We start from the raw sequence: 12,995 nt of genomic DNA on the forward strand, positions 1-12,995 counted from the left end.
CACGATGACCGACGCCGCGATCCCGGCCCCGCCCAAGCGCTCCGCCACGGCGCTGGCGTTCGACGCCCTGCTGTGGGGCGGCGTCGCGCTGCTGCTGATCATCAGCTTCAAGCCGGCCGAGATCGACAAGTTCCCCGAGCTGTTCAGCGGCTCCAGCCGCATGAGCGAGTTCGCTCGCGGCTTCTTCTCGGCCTTCACGGACCCCCAACTCTTCATGTCGATGAGCTGGGGCCTGTTCATCGCCAAGATGTGGGAAACCATCCAGATGGCGCTGTGGGGCACGGTCCTGGCGGTGCTGGTGGCCATCCCGCTGGGCATCCTCGGCGCGCGCAACATCACGCCGTGGTGGATCCAGCAGCCGGTGCGCCGCCTGCTCGACCTGATCCGCTCGATCCCCGACCTGGTCGTGGCCCTGATCTTCATCACCGCCGTGGGCCTTGGCCCGTTCGCCGGCGTCATGGCGATCATGTTCAACACCGGCGGCGTGCTGGCCAAGCTGTTCGCCGAAGCCGTGGAGTCGATCGACAAGGGTCCCGTCGAGGGCGTGCGCGCCACCGGCGCCGTCAAGCTGCAGGAGATCGTCTGGGGCGTGATCCCGCAGGTGGCCCCGCTGTGGACCAGCTACGCCCTCTACCGCTTCGAAAGCAGCGCTCGCGCCGCCACCGTGCTGGGCCTGATCGGCGCCGGCGGCATCGGCGCCATCCTCATCGACTCGATCAACGCCTTCCAGTTCGACCAGACCGGCTGCATCGTGCTGGTCATCGTCGTGGCCGTGTCGATGATCGACCTGCTGTCCCAGGCCATCCGCTCGCGGCTGCTCTGACGGAAGGCGGGCGAGGCTTCGGCGCATCGATCCGGGGAGCGTCATGATCCGCATTCCGCTCGCGCTGGCGCTGGTCGCCGTCTGGCTCGCCGGTCCGGCGGCCGCCGCGCCCGGTCCCGCCGTTGCGATCACCTTTGACGATCTGCCCTATGCCGGCGCCATCGGCGCGGGCGAGGCGGCGCTGTCGCCGGCCGAGGTCGCGCGCCTCAACGCCCGTATCCGCGCGGTCCTGAAGCGCCGCTCGGCGCCGGCGACGGGTTTCGTCGTCGAGCAGACGGCGCAGGCCCTGGGCGACAAGGCCGCGCCCGTGCTGGCGGCCTGGACCAGGGGCGATCTCTCGCTCGGCAATCATGGCTACTCCCACGCCGACGCCAACACGCTCGACCTGGCGGGGATCGAGCAGGAGATCACGCGCGGCGAGGCCTCCATCCGTCCGCTCATGGACAAGGCGGGCAAGCCGCTGCGGTTCATGCGCTTTCCGATGAACCACACGGGCGAGACCGCGGAGAAGCGCGACGGGATCGCCGCGCTGCTCGACCGATTGGGCTACACGGCCGCGGCCTCGACGATCGACACCTCCGACTATGTCTTCGAAGCCGCCTATCGCGCCGCTCTTCTCCGGGCCGGCCAGGGACGCGGCGGCGGGGTCTGCGCCGGTAGGATCCGCGAGGCCTATCTGCGGCACTCGGCGATCCAGATCGACTACTACGCCCGCCTGGACGCCAAGGTGCTGGGTTACGCGCCGCCCGAGATCGCCCTGCTGCACCTGAACCGCATCAACGCCGACACGCTGGACGAGCTGCTGGATCTCTACGCGGCGCGCGGCTACCGGTTCGTGACGCTCGACGAGGCCCAGAGCGACCCGGCCTACACAGCCAGGCCGACCTTCGTGTCGCGCTTTGGACCGATGTGGGGATACCGCTGGGCGCGCGAGCGCGGCGTGAAGGTCAACGGCGCGGAGGAAGTCGAGCCGCCGCCCTGGCTGGCCCGCTACGCCGCCGACGCGGCCGCGCCCTGCGGGCCGGAAGCCGGCTGAGCGGCGACTGCCGAGCTCCGCGCACCCCGCCGTACGCGGACAATTCCAGTCCGCCCCCTGTGTCCCCCACGACACAGATTAACCCCTTGAAAACACGTGTCATCGGGCTGTCACAGATCGGTGTCGGAACCGTCATGCCCCGTCCGTAAAGGCCCTCTCATCCTGATCCCGCACCTAAGAGGGGGGCGAGGCGCAGGGAAAGCCTCAAGGGGAATTCTCAGATGCGGAACAAGACCTCGCTGGTCGCCGGTTCGGCCCTCGGCGCGATGCTCGCGCTCGGTCTCGGCGTCGCGGCCCAAGCCCAGGACCTGGGCGTCAAGTGGAGCGGCTCGCCGCAATTTTCGAACGACGACGTGGCCTTCAAGGTCCGCGGCCGCATCCTGATCGACGCCGTGTTCCAGGACGTCGAGCGCGACGGCGCCGGCGGCGACTTCGACACCCGCAACGTCCGCGGCCGCCAGGTCTTCCTCGGCGTCGAAGGCAAGCTGAACAACTACTTCGCCTACAAGGCCGAAGGCGGCGCGGTGAACGGCGGCGCCTGGAGCTGGGACGACGTCGTCATCGAGTACAAGCCGGTCGAGCAAGTCTCGCTGCTGTTCGGTAACGTCAAGGCGACCGGTCTCGAGAACCTGACCTCGACCCGCTTCACCACCTTCATGGACCGCGGTCCGTACGGCGACTTCGGCGTCGACTCCTACCTGCTGGGCGTCGTGGCCAAGTACCAGGGCCTGAACTACAGCTTCACCGGCGCGGTGCAGGGCAACAGCATCAACACCGCCGACGTCGCCAACGCGGGCGCCGACTCCAAGGAACGCATCGCCGTCACCGGCCGCTTCCACTACGCCCCGATCAACACCGACATCGACAAGCTGCACCTGGCCGTGTCGTACCGTTACCGCAACCGCGGCGACGAGACCGCCTTCGCCTACACCGGCCGCACCAACACCGCCTACACCAACGGCACCACCTTCTACACCACGGGCGCCATCGGCAACCGCGACAACACGCTGGCCGTCGAAGGCGCCTACGTGCACGGCCCGTTCTCGGTGCAGGGCGAATATTCGTCGATCGACGTGACCCGCGTGGGCGGTTCGGCTGTCGGCGGCGACCCGAAGGTCAAGGTCGGCTACGCCTACGTCACCTTCTGGCCGACGGGCGAGATCCGCAACTACGACGCGGCCGCCGGCGAGTTCAAGCGTCCGAAGATCCTCAACCCGGTCACGGCCGGCGGCTGGGGCGGCGTCGAGCTGGCCCTGCGCTACGACCTCGCCGACACCACCGACGCCTACGACACCCTGAAGACCAAGCCGGCCACCTCGCAGGCCGGCAAGTACACGGGCGTCACCCTGGGCGTGAACTACTACCCGACCTCGTACGTCCGCTTCCAGGCGAACTACACGGACGGTGACGTCGATAACTTCGGCGCCAACCAAGACTACGCCATCAAGCAATTCCAGCTGCGCGCTCAGCTGGACTTCTAAGGCCCGACCCCGCCGGACGGGCGTCGCGCCCGTCCGGACACTTCCTTTTCCTCTCAGGAATTTCCGATGAAAAAGCTCCTGTCCTGCGCGGCCGCCGCCGTCGCCCTGTCGGGCCTGGCCGCCGTCCCCGCCAACGCCGCCCGCGACTACGTCTGGGCCGCCGGTTCGTCGACCGTGTTCCCGTTCGCCACCCGCACCGCCGAAAACTTCGCCAAGAAGACCGGCAAGAAGGCCCCGAAGGTCGAGAGCCTGGGCACCGGCGGCGGCATCAAGCTGTTCTGCGGCGGCCTGGGTGAAGGCTTCCCGGACATCGCCAACGCCTCGCGTCCGATGAAGAAGGCCGAGTTCGACCAGTGCGCCGCCAAGGGCGTCAAGGACATCATCCAGATCAAGATCGGCTTCGACGGCATCGTGGTCGCCACCGACAAGGACGGCGCCGACTACAACTTCAAGACCGAGCACCTCTATCTCGGCCTGGCCAAGACCGTGCTGAAGGGCGGCCAGTTCGTCGCCAACCCGTACAACAGCTGGGACGACGTCGGCGCCGGCCTGCCGGGCAACCGCATCCAAGTCTACGGCCCGCCGCCCACCTCGGGCACCCGCGACGCCTTCGTGGAACTGGCCATCGAAGCCGGCGCCCGCAAGTTCCCGACCGCCGACGCCATCCGCTCGGACAACGAAAAGAAGTTCAAGCAACTGGTCGACCCGCTGCGTAACGACGGCTGGATCGACGCCGGCGAAAACGACAACGCCATCGTCGGCACCCTGACCAAGACCCCGGGCTCGCTGGGCGTCTTCGGCTGGTCGTACCTCGAAGAGAACATGGACAAGATCAAGGGCGCGACCATCAACGGCGTGCGTCCTTCGGCCCAGACGATCGCCGACGGCTCCTACCCGCTGTCGCGCTCGCTGTTCATCTACGTCAAGAAGGCCAACATCGGCGTCACGCCGGGCCTGGAAGACTTCCTGAAGGAGTTCACCTCCGACGCCGCCACGGGCCGCGGCGGCTACCTGCAGGGCCGCGGTCTGATCCCGCTGCCCCCGGGCCAGCACCAGGCCCAGAAGGACGTCGTCGCCAAGAAGGCCACGATGCCGCGTCCGGCCGCTTAATCGGCCCGGATAAGCGCGGTTTTCGCCGCGCGACCGAAGATTGCGCCGCGGTCCTATGGGCCGCGGCGTTTTCTTTTGTATAGTGTCCTCCGGTCCGCCCGCGCCGCGTCAAGAAAGTCTGGGCCGTGGCCGCCGTCCGGCGCCGCGTCACTTGCCCCTAGGGACAATGATACTCCTCGCGCTCGCCGTCGTTCTGTTCCTCGTTCTGTTGAACGGGGTCTTCGCCATGTCCGAACTCGCGGTGGTCTCCGCGCGGCGGGCCAGACTGCAGAGCCAGGCCGACCGGGGAGACCGCGGCGCCAAGATCGCCCTCTCCCTCGCCGAACATCCAACCCGCTTCCTCTCGGCCGTGCAGGTCGGCATCACCCTGATCGGCATCCTGGCCGGCGCCTACGGCCAGGCGACGATCGCCGGCGCGCTGGACAAGTGGCTGGAGCCGATGCCGGTGATCGGCCCGCACTCCGAGGCGATCGCCACCACCATCGTCGTCATCGGCCTGACCTACGTGTCGGTGATCCTGGGCGAGTTGGTGCCCAAGCGCCTGGCCCTGATCTTTCCCGACACCATCGCCCGCGCCATGGCCCCGTTCCTGGCCTTCGTGGCCACGATGCTGCGCCCGTTCGTCACCCTGCTGACCGTCTCGACGGCGGCCATCCTCAAGCTGATGGGCGTGCGCGACGAGCGCAACAGCGGCATCACCTCCGAAGAGGTCGAGACCGTGCTGGCCGAAGGCGCCGACGCCGGCCTGATCGAGCCGGAAGAGCGCACCATGATCCAGGAGGTGCTGCGCCTGGGCGACCGTCCGGTGCGCGTGGCCATGACCCCGCGCCGCGACCTCTACTGGATCTCGCTGTCGGACGAGCCCGAGGCCGTGCAGGCCGAGGTCCGCGAGTGCCCCTATTCGCGCATCGTCGTGGCCCTGGAAGGCGACCTCGACGGCGAGATCGGCGTGGTGCTGAAGAAGGACCTGCTGGACTCCTGCCTGGGCGGCGAGCCGCTGGACCTGCGCGCCCATATCCAGCAGCCGATCGCCATCCCCGAGACCATGTCGCTGCTGCGCGCCATGGCCGTCTTCAAGCAGACCTCGCTGCACATGGCCCTGGTGGTCGACGAGTTCGGCTCGGTGCAGGGCGTGATCACGCCGCTGGACCTGCTGGAGATGATCGCCGGCGACTTCCCCGAGGATCACGACGAGGGCGAACGCCGCATCCTGCGCCGCGAGGACGGCAGCTGGCTGGTCGACGCCCGCCTCGACATCCAGGAGCTCAACGACGCCCTGGGCGAGAACTTCGAGGCCGAGGGCGGCTACCACACCGTGGCCGGCCTGATCCTCGACCGCCTGGGCCGCATCCCGGCCGAGGGCGAGATCCTTCACCTGGGGGCGTTCGACGTCGAGATCGTCGACATGGACGGCTCGCGCATCGACAAGGTCATCCTCAAGCCCGGCAAGCGCCGCGAGGACAACGAGGACTGAGCGTCGGGCGCGAGGGGAAGACGCGGGGGATAGTCAGATGAGCCAGCCGGGACCCTGGGGCGTCGAGCCGCCGCCGGAAACCGAGGTCGCGCCCGCCAAGGCCGCCAAAGTCGCTAAGGTCGCCAAGCCGGAAGGGCCGTCGCGGCCGTCCTGGCGGCGCTGGCTGGCCTGGGCGCTGCTGGCTGGCGGCATCGTGGCGGTGCTCGTCCTGCTGGGCCGCTTCGCGCCCTGGGGACCGCGGGACGGCTACGACCGTACCTACATCCTGATGTGGGGCGGCGCGATCGTGCTGTTCTCGGGCGCGCTGCTGCGGGCGACCCGGCGCGAGGCCCTCCGGGGCGTCGGTTTCGTGGCCCTGTGGCTGGTGATCGCCGCCGTCCTGGGCATGGGCTATCTCTACCGGGCCGAACTGGCCGAGGCGCCGCAGCGCCTTCTGATGGCGCTGAATGTCGGCGCGCCGGTGACGACGGGCGAGCGGGAACTGCGCGTGGCCAAGAACGCCGGCGGCGCCTTCGTCATCATCGGCGAGGTCAACGGCCAGCGGGTGCCGTTCATGGTCGACACCGGCGCCAGCCACACCGTGCTCAGCCCCGCCGACGCCCAGCGCATCGGCGTGCCGATCGAGACCCTGAACTACGACCAGACCGCCGAGACCGCCAACGGCCTGGGCTACGGCGCGGTCTGGACCGCCGATCGCCTGGCCATCGGCCCGATCGTCCGCAAGGACTTCACCATGGACGTCAACAAGGCCCCGATGGGCGGCTCCCTGCTGGGCATGAGCTTCCTCGACACCCTGGAGTCCTACGAGGTCCGCGACGGGGTGCTGATCCTGAGGTGGCGGGAGTAGCGCTGTCTTGGCGCGCATCATCCGGCGGTCAAACATTCAAGGTTGTGTAAGTGAGTGCTCGCTACTAATCTGAGCGCATGATCAAGCTGTCCAGCCTCTTAGTGGTGACGGTCCTGGCCCTTTCCAGTCAGGCTGCCGCCGAGCCCGTGAAGGCCGCGGTCCGGGTGTTCTATTGCGGCGAGCTGTCGGATGAGGCCCAGGAGACCAAGCTGAACTACTTTCGGCTAGGCGAGGGAATCCAGACAGCGACCTGGATGGGCGTGGTGCGCGCGCCGAAGGTCCGGCCCGGTCCGCCGCCGTTGTCCTGGTGCCGCGCGATGATGTCCCAGGACGTCGATCCGGCCACCTGCCGGCAGGACGGCAATCCCCCCGTCGTCAGCGGCGCGCTCGCCTTCACCGTCGTCGAGACGCTGATCGGCGCGCCGACCAAGGAGATCGAGGTGGCGCCGGAGGCCGGCGTGCGCGTGCTGCTCAACGCCGAATATCGGGCCAAGTCTTCGCTCTCGGCCTGCCGGCAGGCCAACGAGTTCGATAGCAGCGGCGGGACGCCCTATTTCTCGCCGACCATCGTCTCGCTCGACCCGCGCCGGGAGTATGTGCTGCTGCTGAAGCCGGGCGCCTATGTCCAGCCTGGGGCGGACCCGCAATCGTCCCCCGGGGTTTGGGCGGCCGCCTTCGCTATGGTGCAGAACGGAGACCGGCTGCGCGGCGACCTGCGCCAGGCCGTGAAGGCCTGGGAGCGCCACCGCCGTGAAGAGGGCGAGGCCAAGTCGCCTGAGGAGCGATAGAGCCTGGGCCCCTAGGCCGCCGTCTTCCGGCGGATCCGCGCCAGCCGCCGAAGCCGCCGCCAGAAGCGGGTCTTTTCCGGTTCGGGGTAGGGCTGCAGGTTCTTGAAGAACTCCTCGGCGCAGGCGCGCCACGAGAAGCCTTCGGCGAACTTGCGCACCGTGGCGTGGTCGATGTCGAGGCAGGCCAGGCACGCCTCGCGCAGGCCGTCGGTCTGGCCGGGCGCCAGCACGCCGGCGCCGGAGCCCGGGATGATGTCGATGGGCCCGGGCGCCGAGAAGGCCGCCACCGGCACGCCGGCGGCCATGGCCTCCAGGATCACTAGGCCGAAGGTGTCGGTCAGCGACGGGAAGCAGAAGACGTCGGCGCAGGCGAAGTAGCGGGCCAGTTCGTCGCCGAACTTGGCGCCCAGGAACTTCACCTCGGGATATTTCTCGGCCAGCTCCTCGCGCTGGGGACCATCGCCGATGACGACCTTGGTGCCCGGCAGGTCGAGGCTGGCGAAGGCCTCGATGTTCTTCTCGACGGCCACGCGGCCGACATTGAGGAAGATCGGTCGGGCCAGGCCCTCAAACAGGTCCGGCTCGCCCGGCAGGCGCGGCTTGAAGACGTCGGTGTCGACGCCGCGCGACCAGGGCGAGATGTTGCGGAAGCCGTGGCGCACCAGCTCGTCGCGCATGGTCGGCGTGGCCACCATCAGGCGGCCCGACGGCTTGTGGAACCAGCGCATGTAGGTGTAGCCGGCCGCCAGCGGCAGCGGCAGGCGGGCCGAGACGTACTCGGGAAAGCGCGTGTGGTAGCTGGTCGTGAACGGCAGCTTCCACTCCAGGCAGATGCGGCGCGCGGCCAGGCCGATCGGACCCTCGGTGGCGATGTGGATCGCCTCGGGCTCGAACGACTTGAAGCGCTCCTGCACCGGCTCGTAGGCGCCGATGGCGAGCTTGATCTCGGGATAGGTGGGCAGCGGGAAGGTGGGGAACTGGTCAGGGCTGACCACGTCCACCTCATGGCCCATGGCGCGAAGCTCGGCCATCACCTTGGTGAGGGTCCGAACCACGCCGTTGACCTGCGGCTCCCATGCGTCGGTGGCGAGAAGTATCCGCATCAGGCGGCGGCAGGCTCCGGCAACGGGGGCTCGACGGCGAGCGCCCGGGCCCGGTCGATCACCGACCAGGACCTCATCTTCGACCATTCGAGGATTTCGAGTTGGCCGTCCATATGCTCCACCAGAGCGGTGCAGCTTTCAACCCAGTCGCCGTCGTTGACGTAAAGAATACCGTCGATCTCTCGCATCTCGGCCTTGTGGATGTGGCCGCAGATCACGCCGTCGACGCCGCGACGGCGAGCCTCGTCGGCGACGGCGGCCTCGAAGTTCTCGATGAACTGCAATGCGTTCTTCACCTTGACCTTCAGATAGGCCGAGAGACTCCAGTATCCGAACCCCATTCTCCGCCGCGCGCGGTTGAGCAAGGTGTTCAGCATGAGGATGGTTCTATAGGACCAATCCCCGAGGAAGGCGAGCCACTTGGCGTGCTGCACGACGCCGTCGAACTCGTCGCCGTGGACCACCAGGTAGCGCTTGCCGTCGGCGGCTTCGTGGATCACGTCGCGGGCCACGACCACGCCGCCGAAGTGGGTGCCGCAGAAGTCACGGACCCGATCGTCGTGGTTGCCGGGCACGTAGATCACCTCGACGCCCTTGCGGGCCAGGCGCAGGATCTTCTGCACCACGTCGTTGTGGCTCTGGGGCCAGTACCAGCCGCTGCGCAGCTTCCAGCCGTCGATGATGTCGCCGACCAGATACAGCCGGTCGCATTCGACGTGGCGGATGAAGTCGAGCAGCAGCTCGGCCTGACAGCCGCGCGTGCCCAGATGGATGTCGCTGATGAAGATGCTGCGATAGCGGCGGACTTCGATCTCGGCGGCCATGACCGGCTCCCCAGCGCTGTGCGGCCTTCGCCCCCGCGATGGCCGCTCCCCAAGCGAGAACTGAGGGTGGCGGATAAGCTGATTGCATGTCGCTTTGATGAAACCGTCCGGGTTCGGCGTCCTTCGAGGGCGCGGCGAATCGCCCGGTGGTGGCCGAACGAGGGTAGGCGCCGTAGGGTCAGCCTCCCTTTCGACCAGTTCCTGCGCGTGCGGCAGGCGCGTCCGCGACGGCGCGACACCGGCCTCATCCCTTGTGTTCTTTGGGAAAACGGCTGTTGCAGCGCAGCATGCTCCGCACTAGATCACGCCCATGGACGCCGCCCGCCTCGCCAAGGACACGCCGAAATCGCTGAAGACGCGCGCGCGGATTCTCGATTGCGCCATGCGTCTGTTCGCCGAGACCGGCTACCACGCGGCCACCAACCCGGTGATCGCCGACGCCGCGGGCCTGACGCGCGGGGCGATGCTCTATCATTTCCCGACCCGCGAAGCCCTGGTCGAGGCCGCCGTGGCCCACGTCCAGGCCGCCCGCTCGGCCCTGTTCCGCGCCGCCGCCGACAGCATCCCGGCCGGGGCCGACGTCACCGAGCACGCCATCGACAGCTACTGGGACCTGCTGCAGAGCGAGCCCTTCCTGGCCTTCGCCGAGCTGGAGGCCGCCGGCCGCACCGACCCGGCCATCCAGGCCCTGCTGGCCCCGGCCCAGGCCGAGTTCGATCGCGCCCAGGCCGGCGACCACTTCCTGAAGATCCTGCACGCCGGCGCCGGCCCGCGCTTCCAGGCCAGCCGCGACCTCGCCCGCTTCATGCTCGAAGGCCTGGCCCGCACCACCCTGACCTATGACGGCGAAGGCCGCCGCGAGCGACTGCTGATGCTGATCAAGCGCGCCACGCACATGCTCAACCGCAAGGGCGACATCCAGGACCTGTGGCCGGACTGACGGTGAGGACCCCCTCCGGCCCTCCGGGCCACCTCCCCCAGAGGGGGAGGATTTACGCCGCGGATGCTCCCCCTCTGGGGGAGCTGTCGCAGAGCGACTGAGGGGGCCGCGCAGCGGCTACGAGGGTATCGGCAGCGCCGTCGTGAACTTGATCTGTTCCATCGCGAAGCTCGACGATACGTCGCTCAACGGCGCGGTGGCGATCAGGCGTTTGTAGAAGCGGTCGTAGGCGGCGATGTCCTTGACCACCACCTTCAGCAGATAGTCGACCTCGCCGCTCATCCGGTAGAACTCGACCACCTCGGGCAGGGCAGAAGCGCCCTTGGCGAAGGTCTCGAGCCAGGCCTCGTCGTGGCGGCCGGTCTTGACCGCCACGAACACCGTCAGCGAGACGTCCAGGGCCTCGCGGTCGAGCAGGGCGACGCGGGCGGTGATGACGCCGGTGTCCTGCAGCCGCTTCAGCCGCTTCCAGCACGGGGTCTGGGACAGGCCCACCCGCTCGGCCAGCTCGGCGATCGAGACGGTGGCGTCCTCCTGCAGGATGGCGAGCAGGCGGCGGTCGATGGAATCGAGATCGATCATCTCTCAATTTCGGAATCTGGAGATTGAAGTTCTCCAAACCTGCGCGTTCGCCCGAAGTTCGACAATGCCTTTCTCGCCGGCGCGCCGCATCCTGGCGTCCTCCATCGAAGCAAGGGGACCTTTGATGTTCGCGCTGTTCACCCGCCACCCGCGCCAGGTCGGCGAAACCTATGGCGAGCATTTCGCCATGGCCTGGAGCTTCGGCCTGCCGATGGTCGCCGCGGGCCTGGCCTGCCTGGTTCACGGCCTGCTGCCCTTCCTGTTCGAACGCACCGGCAGCGACTGCGTGAAGCGCCTGCATGCGCGGATGAAGGGGCGCGGGGCCCAGATGCATAGCGCTCCCGCCAGCGGCCCGATCGGCTACCAGGCGTTCGACGCCGCGATCTGATCCGACGATCCTTCGGTCGATCCGGGCCTTTTCCGGCGTTTCGTCCGTGGAAGGCGCGATTTCGCGGCGCGGCCGAAGATATGTCGTCTTTGCGGTCCGCCCTCTTGGCGGGGCGCCGATCCCCAGCCATGGTCGCCCGGCAGTCGGGAGGACGAGCATGAGTTTCTGGACGCGCCGCAAGGCGATCGACGGGGCGGCGGGCCATGGCGGCCATGAGCTGAAGAAGACCCTGAGCTGGCCGCACCTGGTGGCCCTGGGCGTCGGCGCCATCGTCGGCACCGGCATCTACACCCTGACCGGCGTGGGCGCGGGCCTGGCCGGGCCGGGCGTGATCCTGTCGTTCCTGATCGCCGGCGCGGTCTGCGCCTGCGCGGCGCTCTGCTACGCCGAGCTGTCGACCATGATTCCTGCCTCGGGCAGCGCCTACACCTACAGCTATGTCGCCATGGGCGAGCCGGTGGCCTGGGTGATCGGCTGGAGCCTGATCCTCGAATACACCCTGGTCTGCGCCGCCGTGGCGGTGGGCTGGTCGGCTCACGCCCAGGGGCTGTTCCGGATGATCGGCACGCCCGAGTTCCTGCTGGCCGGTCCGCACGCCGGCGGCATCGTCAACCTGCCGGCCGTGATCATCTCGATGGCGGTCGCCGGCCTGCTGGCGCTCGGCACCCGCGAGAGCGCCACGGTCAACATGGTGCTGGTGGTGATCAAGATCGCCGCCCTGGCCATCTTCGTCGCCCTCTGCCTGCCGGCCTTCGACGCCAGCCACTTCACCCCGTTCATGCCCAAGGGCTTCGCCGCCACGCCTGGCCCCGACGGGGTCAAGGTCGGCGTCATGGCCGCCGCCAGCCTGATCTTCTTCGCCTTCTACGGCTTCGACGCGGTGTCGACCGCCGCCGAGGAGACCAAGAACCCCAAGCGCGACCTGACCATCGGCATCGTCGGTTCGATGGCCGCCTGTACGCTGATCTACATGGTGGTCGCCGCCGTCTCGATCGGGGCCTCGCGCACCGAGGTGTTCTCGGCCAGCGAAGCGCCGCTGGTGTTCATCCTGGAGAGCCTCAAGCACCCGAAGGTGGCCCAGATCGTCGCCCTGGCCGCCGTCGTCGCCCTGCCGACCGTGATCCTGGCCTTCATGTACGGCCAGAGCCGGATCTTCTTCGTCATGGCCCGCGACGGCCTGCTGCCGCGCGCCCTGGCCCGGGTCAACGCCAAGACCGGCACGCCGGTGCTGATGACCCTGCTGACCGGCCTGCTGTCGGCCTTCCTGTCGGGCCTGCTGCCGCTGAAGGAGATCGCCGAGCTGGCCAACGCCGGCACCCTGGCCGCCTTCATCGCCGTCGGCGCCTCGGTGATCGTGCTGCGCCGGCGCGAGCCGAACCGCCCGCGGGTGTTCTCGGTCCCGGCCTGGCCGGTCGTGGCCTCGGGCGCGATCCTCGGCTGCCTCTATCTGTTCGCCAGCCTGCCGGCCAAGACGCAGCTTTATTTCCTCTGCGCGCAGATTGTGGGCTTGCTGATATATTTCGTTTACGGCGTGCGCCGCAGTGTCCTCGCGAAAGGCTCGCCGCCGACGGTGTAAGCTCGGGCGCGGGGACGGGCTGG

13 protein-coding genes are annotated in these 12,995 nt (G+C 68.5%); 10 read left to right on the plus strand and 3 right to left on the minus strand.

The genetic code is table 11. The features are described from left to right. Positions 1-4 precede the first annotated feature (4 nt). The 7 genes from phnE to AC07NG_RS03845 all read left to right on the plus strand — a co-directional run bounded on the left by phnE (position 5) and on the right by AC07NG_RS03845 (position 7,559). A complete protein-coding gene (gene phnE / locus AC07NG_RS03815; protein WP_492854263.1) occupies positions 5-823 on the plus strand; it encodes a phosphonate ABC transporter, permease protein PhnE in 819 nt (272 codons plus the stop codon). 43 nt (positions 824-866) lie between these two features. Continuing rightward, the gene (locus AC07NG_RS03820) at positions 867-1,859 is read left to right on the plus strand and encodes a polysaccharide deacetylase family protein (protein ID WP_494592292.1); all 993 of its coding nucleotides are present in this window, start codon (positions 867-869) and stop codon (positions 1,857-1,859) included. Between the two features lie 221 nt (positions 1,860-2,080). After that, complete coding sequence (locus AC07NG_RS03825) at positions 2,081-3,340, plus strand: OprO/OprP family phosphate-selective porin (RefSeq protein ID WP_494592294.1); 1,260 nt, start codon at positions 2,081-2,083, stop codon at positions 3,338-3,340. 66 nt (positions 3,341-3,406) lie between these two features. Then, positions 3,407-4,450, plus strand: coding sequence for a substrate-binding domain-containing protein (locus AC07NG_RS03830; RefSeq protein ID WP_494592296.1), 1,044 nt, complete (start codon positions 3,407-3,409; stop codon positions 4,448-4,450). Between the two features lie 166 nt (positions 4,451-4,616). After that, on the plus strand, positions 4,617-5,924 hold the full coding sequence (locus AC07NG_RS03835) for a hemolysin family protein (RefSeq protein WP_110118628.1): 1,308 nt from the start codon (positions 4,617-4,619) through the stop codon (positions 5,922-5,924). Between the two features lie 37 nt (positions 5,925-5,961). Further along, the gene (locus AC07NG_RS03840) at positions 5,962-6,771 is read left to right on the plus strand and encodes a TIGR02281 family clan AA aspartic protease (RefSeq protein WP_494592298.1); all 810 of its coding nucleotides are present in this window, start codon (positions 5,962-5,964) and stop codon (positions 6,769-6,771) included. Positions 6,772-6,848: 77 nt separating this feature from the next. Further along, positions 6,849-7,559 carry a hypothetical protein gene (locus AC07NG_RS03845; RefSeq protein WP_494592300.1) on the plus strand — a complete coding sequence of 237 codons (711 nt, stop codon included), beginning with the start codon at positions 6,849-6,851 and terminating at the stop codon, positions 7,557-7,559. Positions 7,560-7,570: 11 nt separating this feature from the next. Here the strand turns inward: AC07NG_RS03845 and AC07NG_RS03850 are convergent, their stop codons facing one another. Both AC07NG_RS03850 and AC07NG_RS03855 read right to left on the minus strand, forming a co-directional pair. Continuing rightward, positions 7,571-8,662: a glycosyltransferase family 4 protein gene (locus AC07NG_RS03850; protein WP_492854268.1), complete on the minus strand. Its 1,092-nt coding sequence runs from the start codon at positions 8,660-8,662 to the stop codon at positions 7,571-7,573. After that, positions 8,662-9,486 (minus strand): UDP-2,3-diacylglucosamine diphosphatase, encoded by an 825-nt coding sequence (locus tag AC07NG_RS03855; RefSeq protein ID WP_110118626.1) that lies wholly within the window; start codon positions 9,484-9,486, stop codon positions 8,662-8,664. Before AC07NG_RS03855 ends, AC07NG_RS03850 begins: the two co-directional genes overlap by 1 nt. Before the next feature lie 310 nt (positions 9,487-9,796). Here AC07NG_RS03855 and AC07NG_RS03860 point away from each other — a divergent pair, with 310 nt between their 5' ends. Continuing rightward, positions 9,797-10,426, plus strand: coding sequence for a TetR/AcrR family transcriptional regulator (locus tag AC07NG_RS03860; RefSeq protein WP_110118625.1), 630 nt, complete (start codon positions 9,797-9,799; stop codon positions 10,424-10,426). Between the two features lie 117 nt (positions 10,427-10,543). Here the strand turns inward: AC07NG_RS03860 and AC07NG_RS03865 are convergent, their stop codons facing one another. Further along, complete coding sequence (locus AC07NG_RS03865; RefSeq protein ID WP_494592303.1) at positions 10,544-11,008, minus strand: Lrp/AsnC family transcriptional regulator; 465 nt, start codon at positions 11,006-11,008, stop codon at positions 10,544-10,546. 124 nt (positions 11,009-11,132) lie between these two features. Between AC07NG_RS03865 and AC07NG_RS03870 the strand changes: the two genes are divergently transcribed. Next, a complete protein-coding gene (locus AC07NG_RS03870; protein WP_494592305.1) occupies positions 11,133-11,396 on the plus strand; it encodes a DUF6356 family protein in 264 nt (87 codons plus the stop codon). Positions 11,397-11,553: 157 nt separating this feature from the next. Beyond that, entirely contained in the window at positions 11,554-12,972 is a 1,419-nt protein-coding gene (locus AC07NG_RS03875; protein ID WP_492854271.1) for an amino acid permease, read from the plus strand. Positions 12,973-12,995: the final 23 nt, after the last annotated feature.

It is taken from the genome of Caulobacter sp. GW821-FHT10C03 (assembly GCF_059415485.1).

Excerpts from the sequence above, each read along its gene's own strand:
- AC07NG_RS03850 (WP_492854268.1), bottom strand. The coding sequence starts at position 8,662 with ATGCGGATACTTCTCGCCACCGACGCATGGGAGCCGCAGGTCAACGGC.
- AC07NG_RS03835 (WP_110118628.1), top strand. The coding sequence starts at position 4,617 with ATGATACTCCTCGCGCTCGCCGTCGTTCTGTTCCTCGTTCTGTTGAAC.
- AC07NG_RS03820 (WP_494592292.1), top strand. The coding sequence starts at position 867 with ATGATCCGCATTCCGCTCGCGCTGGCGCTGGTCGCCGTCTGGCTCGCC.
- AC07NG_RS03840 (WP_494592298.1), top strand. The coding sequence starts at position 5,962 with ATGAGCCAGCCGGGACCCTGGGGCGTCGAGCCGCCGCCGGAAACCGAG.
- AC07NG_RS03870 (WP_494592305.1), top strand. The coding sequence starts at position 11,133 with ATGTTCGCGCTGTTCACCCGCCACCCGCGCCAGGTCGGCGAAACCTAT.
- AC07NG_RS03860 (WP_110118625.1), top strand. The coding sequence starts at position 9,797 with ATGGACGCCGCCCGCCTCGCCAAGGACACGCCGAAATCGCTGAAGACG.
- AC07NG_RS03825 (WP_494592294.1), top strand. The coding sequence starts at position 2,081 with ATGCGGAACAAGACCTCGCTGGTCGCCGGTTCGGCCCTCGGCGCGATG.
- AC07NG_RS03855 (WP_110118626.1), bottom strand. The coding sequence starts at position 9,486 with ATGGCCGCCGAGATCGAAGTCCGCCGCTATCGCAGCATCTTCATCAGC.
- AC07NG_RS03830 (WP_494592296.1), top strand. The coding sequence starts at position 3,407 with ATGAAAAAGCTCCTGTCCTGCGCGGCCGCCGCCGTCGCCCTGTCGGGC.
- AC07NG_RS03865 (WP_494592303.1), bottom strand. The coding sequence starts at position 11,008 with ATGATCGATCTCGATTCCATCGACCGCCGCCTGCTCGCCATCCTGCAG.
- AC07NG_RS03845 (WP_494592300.1), top strand. The coding sequence starts at position 6,849 with ATGATCAAGCTGTCCAGCCTCTTAGTGGTGACGGTCCTGGCCCTTTCC.
- phnE (WP_492854263.1), top strand. The coding sequence starts at position 5 with ATGACCGACGCCGCGATCCCGGCCCCGCCCAAGCGCTCCGCCACGGCG.
- AC07NG_RS03875 (WP_492854271.1), top strand. The coding sequence starts at position 11,554 with ATGAGTTTCTGGACGCGCCGCAAGGCGATCGACGGGGCGGCGGGCCAT.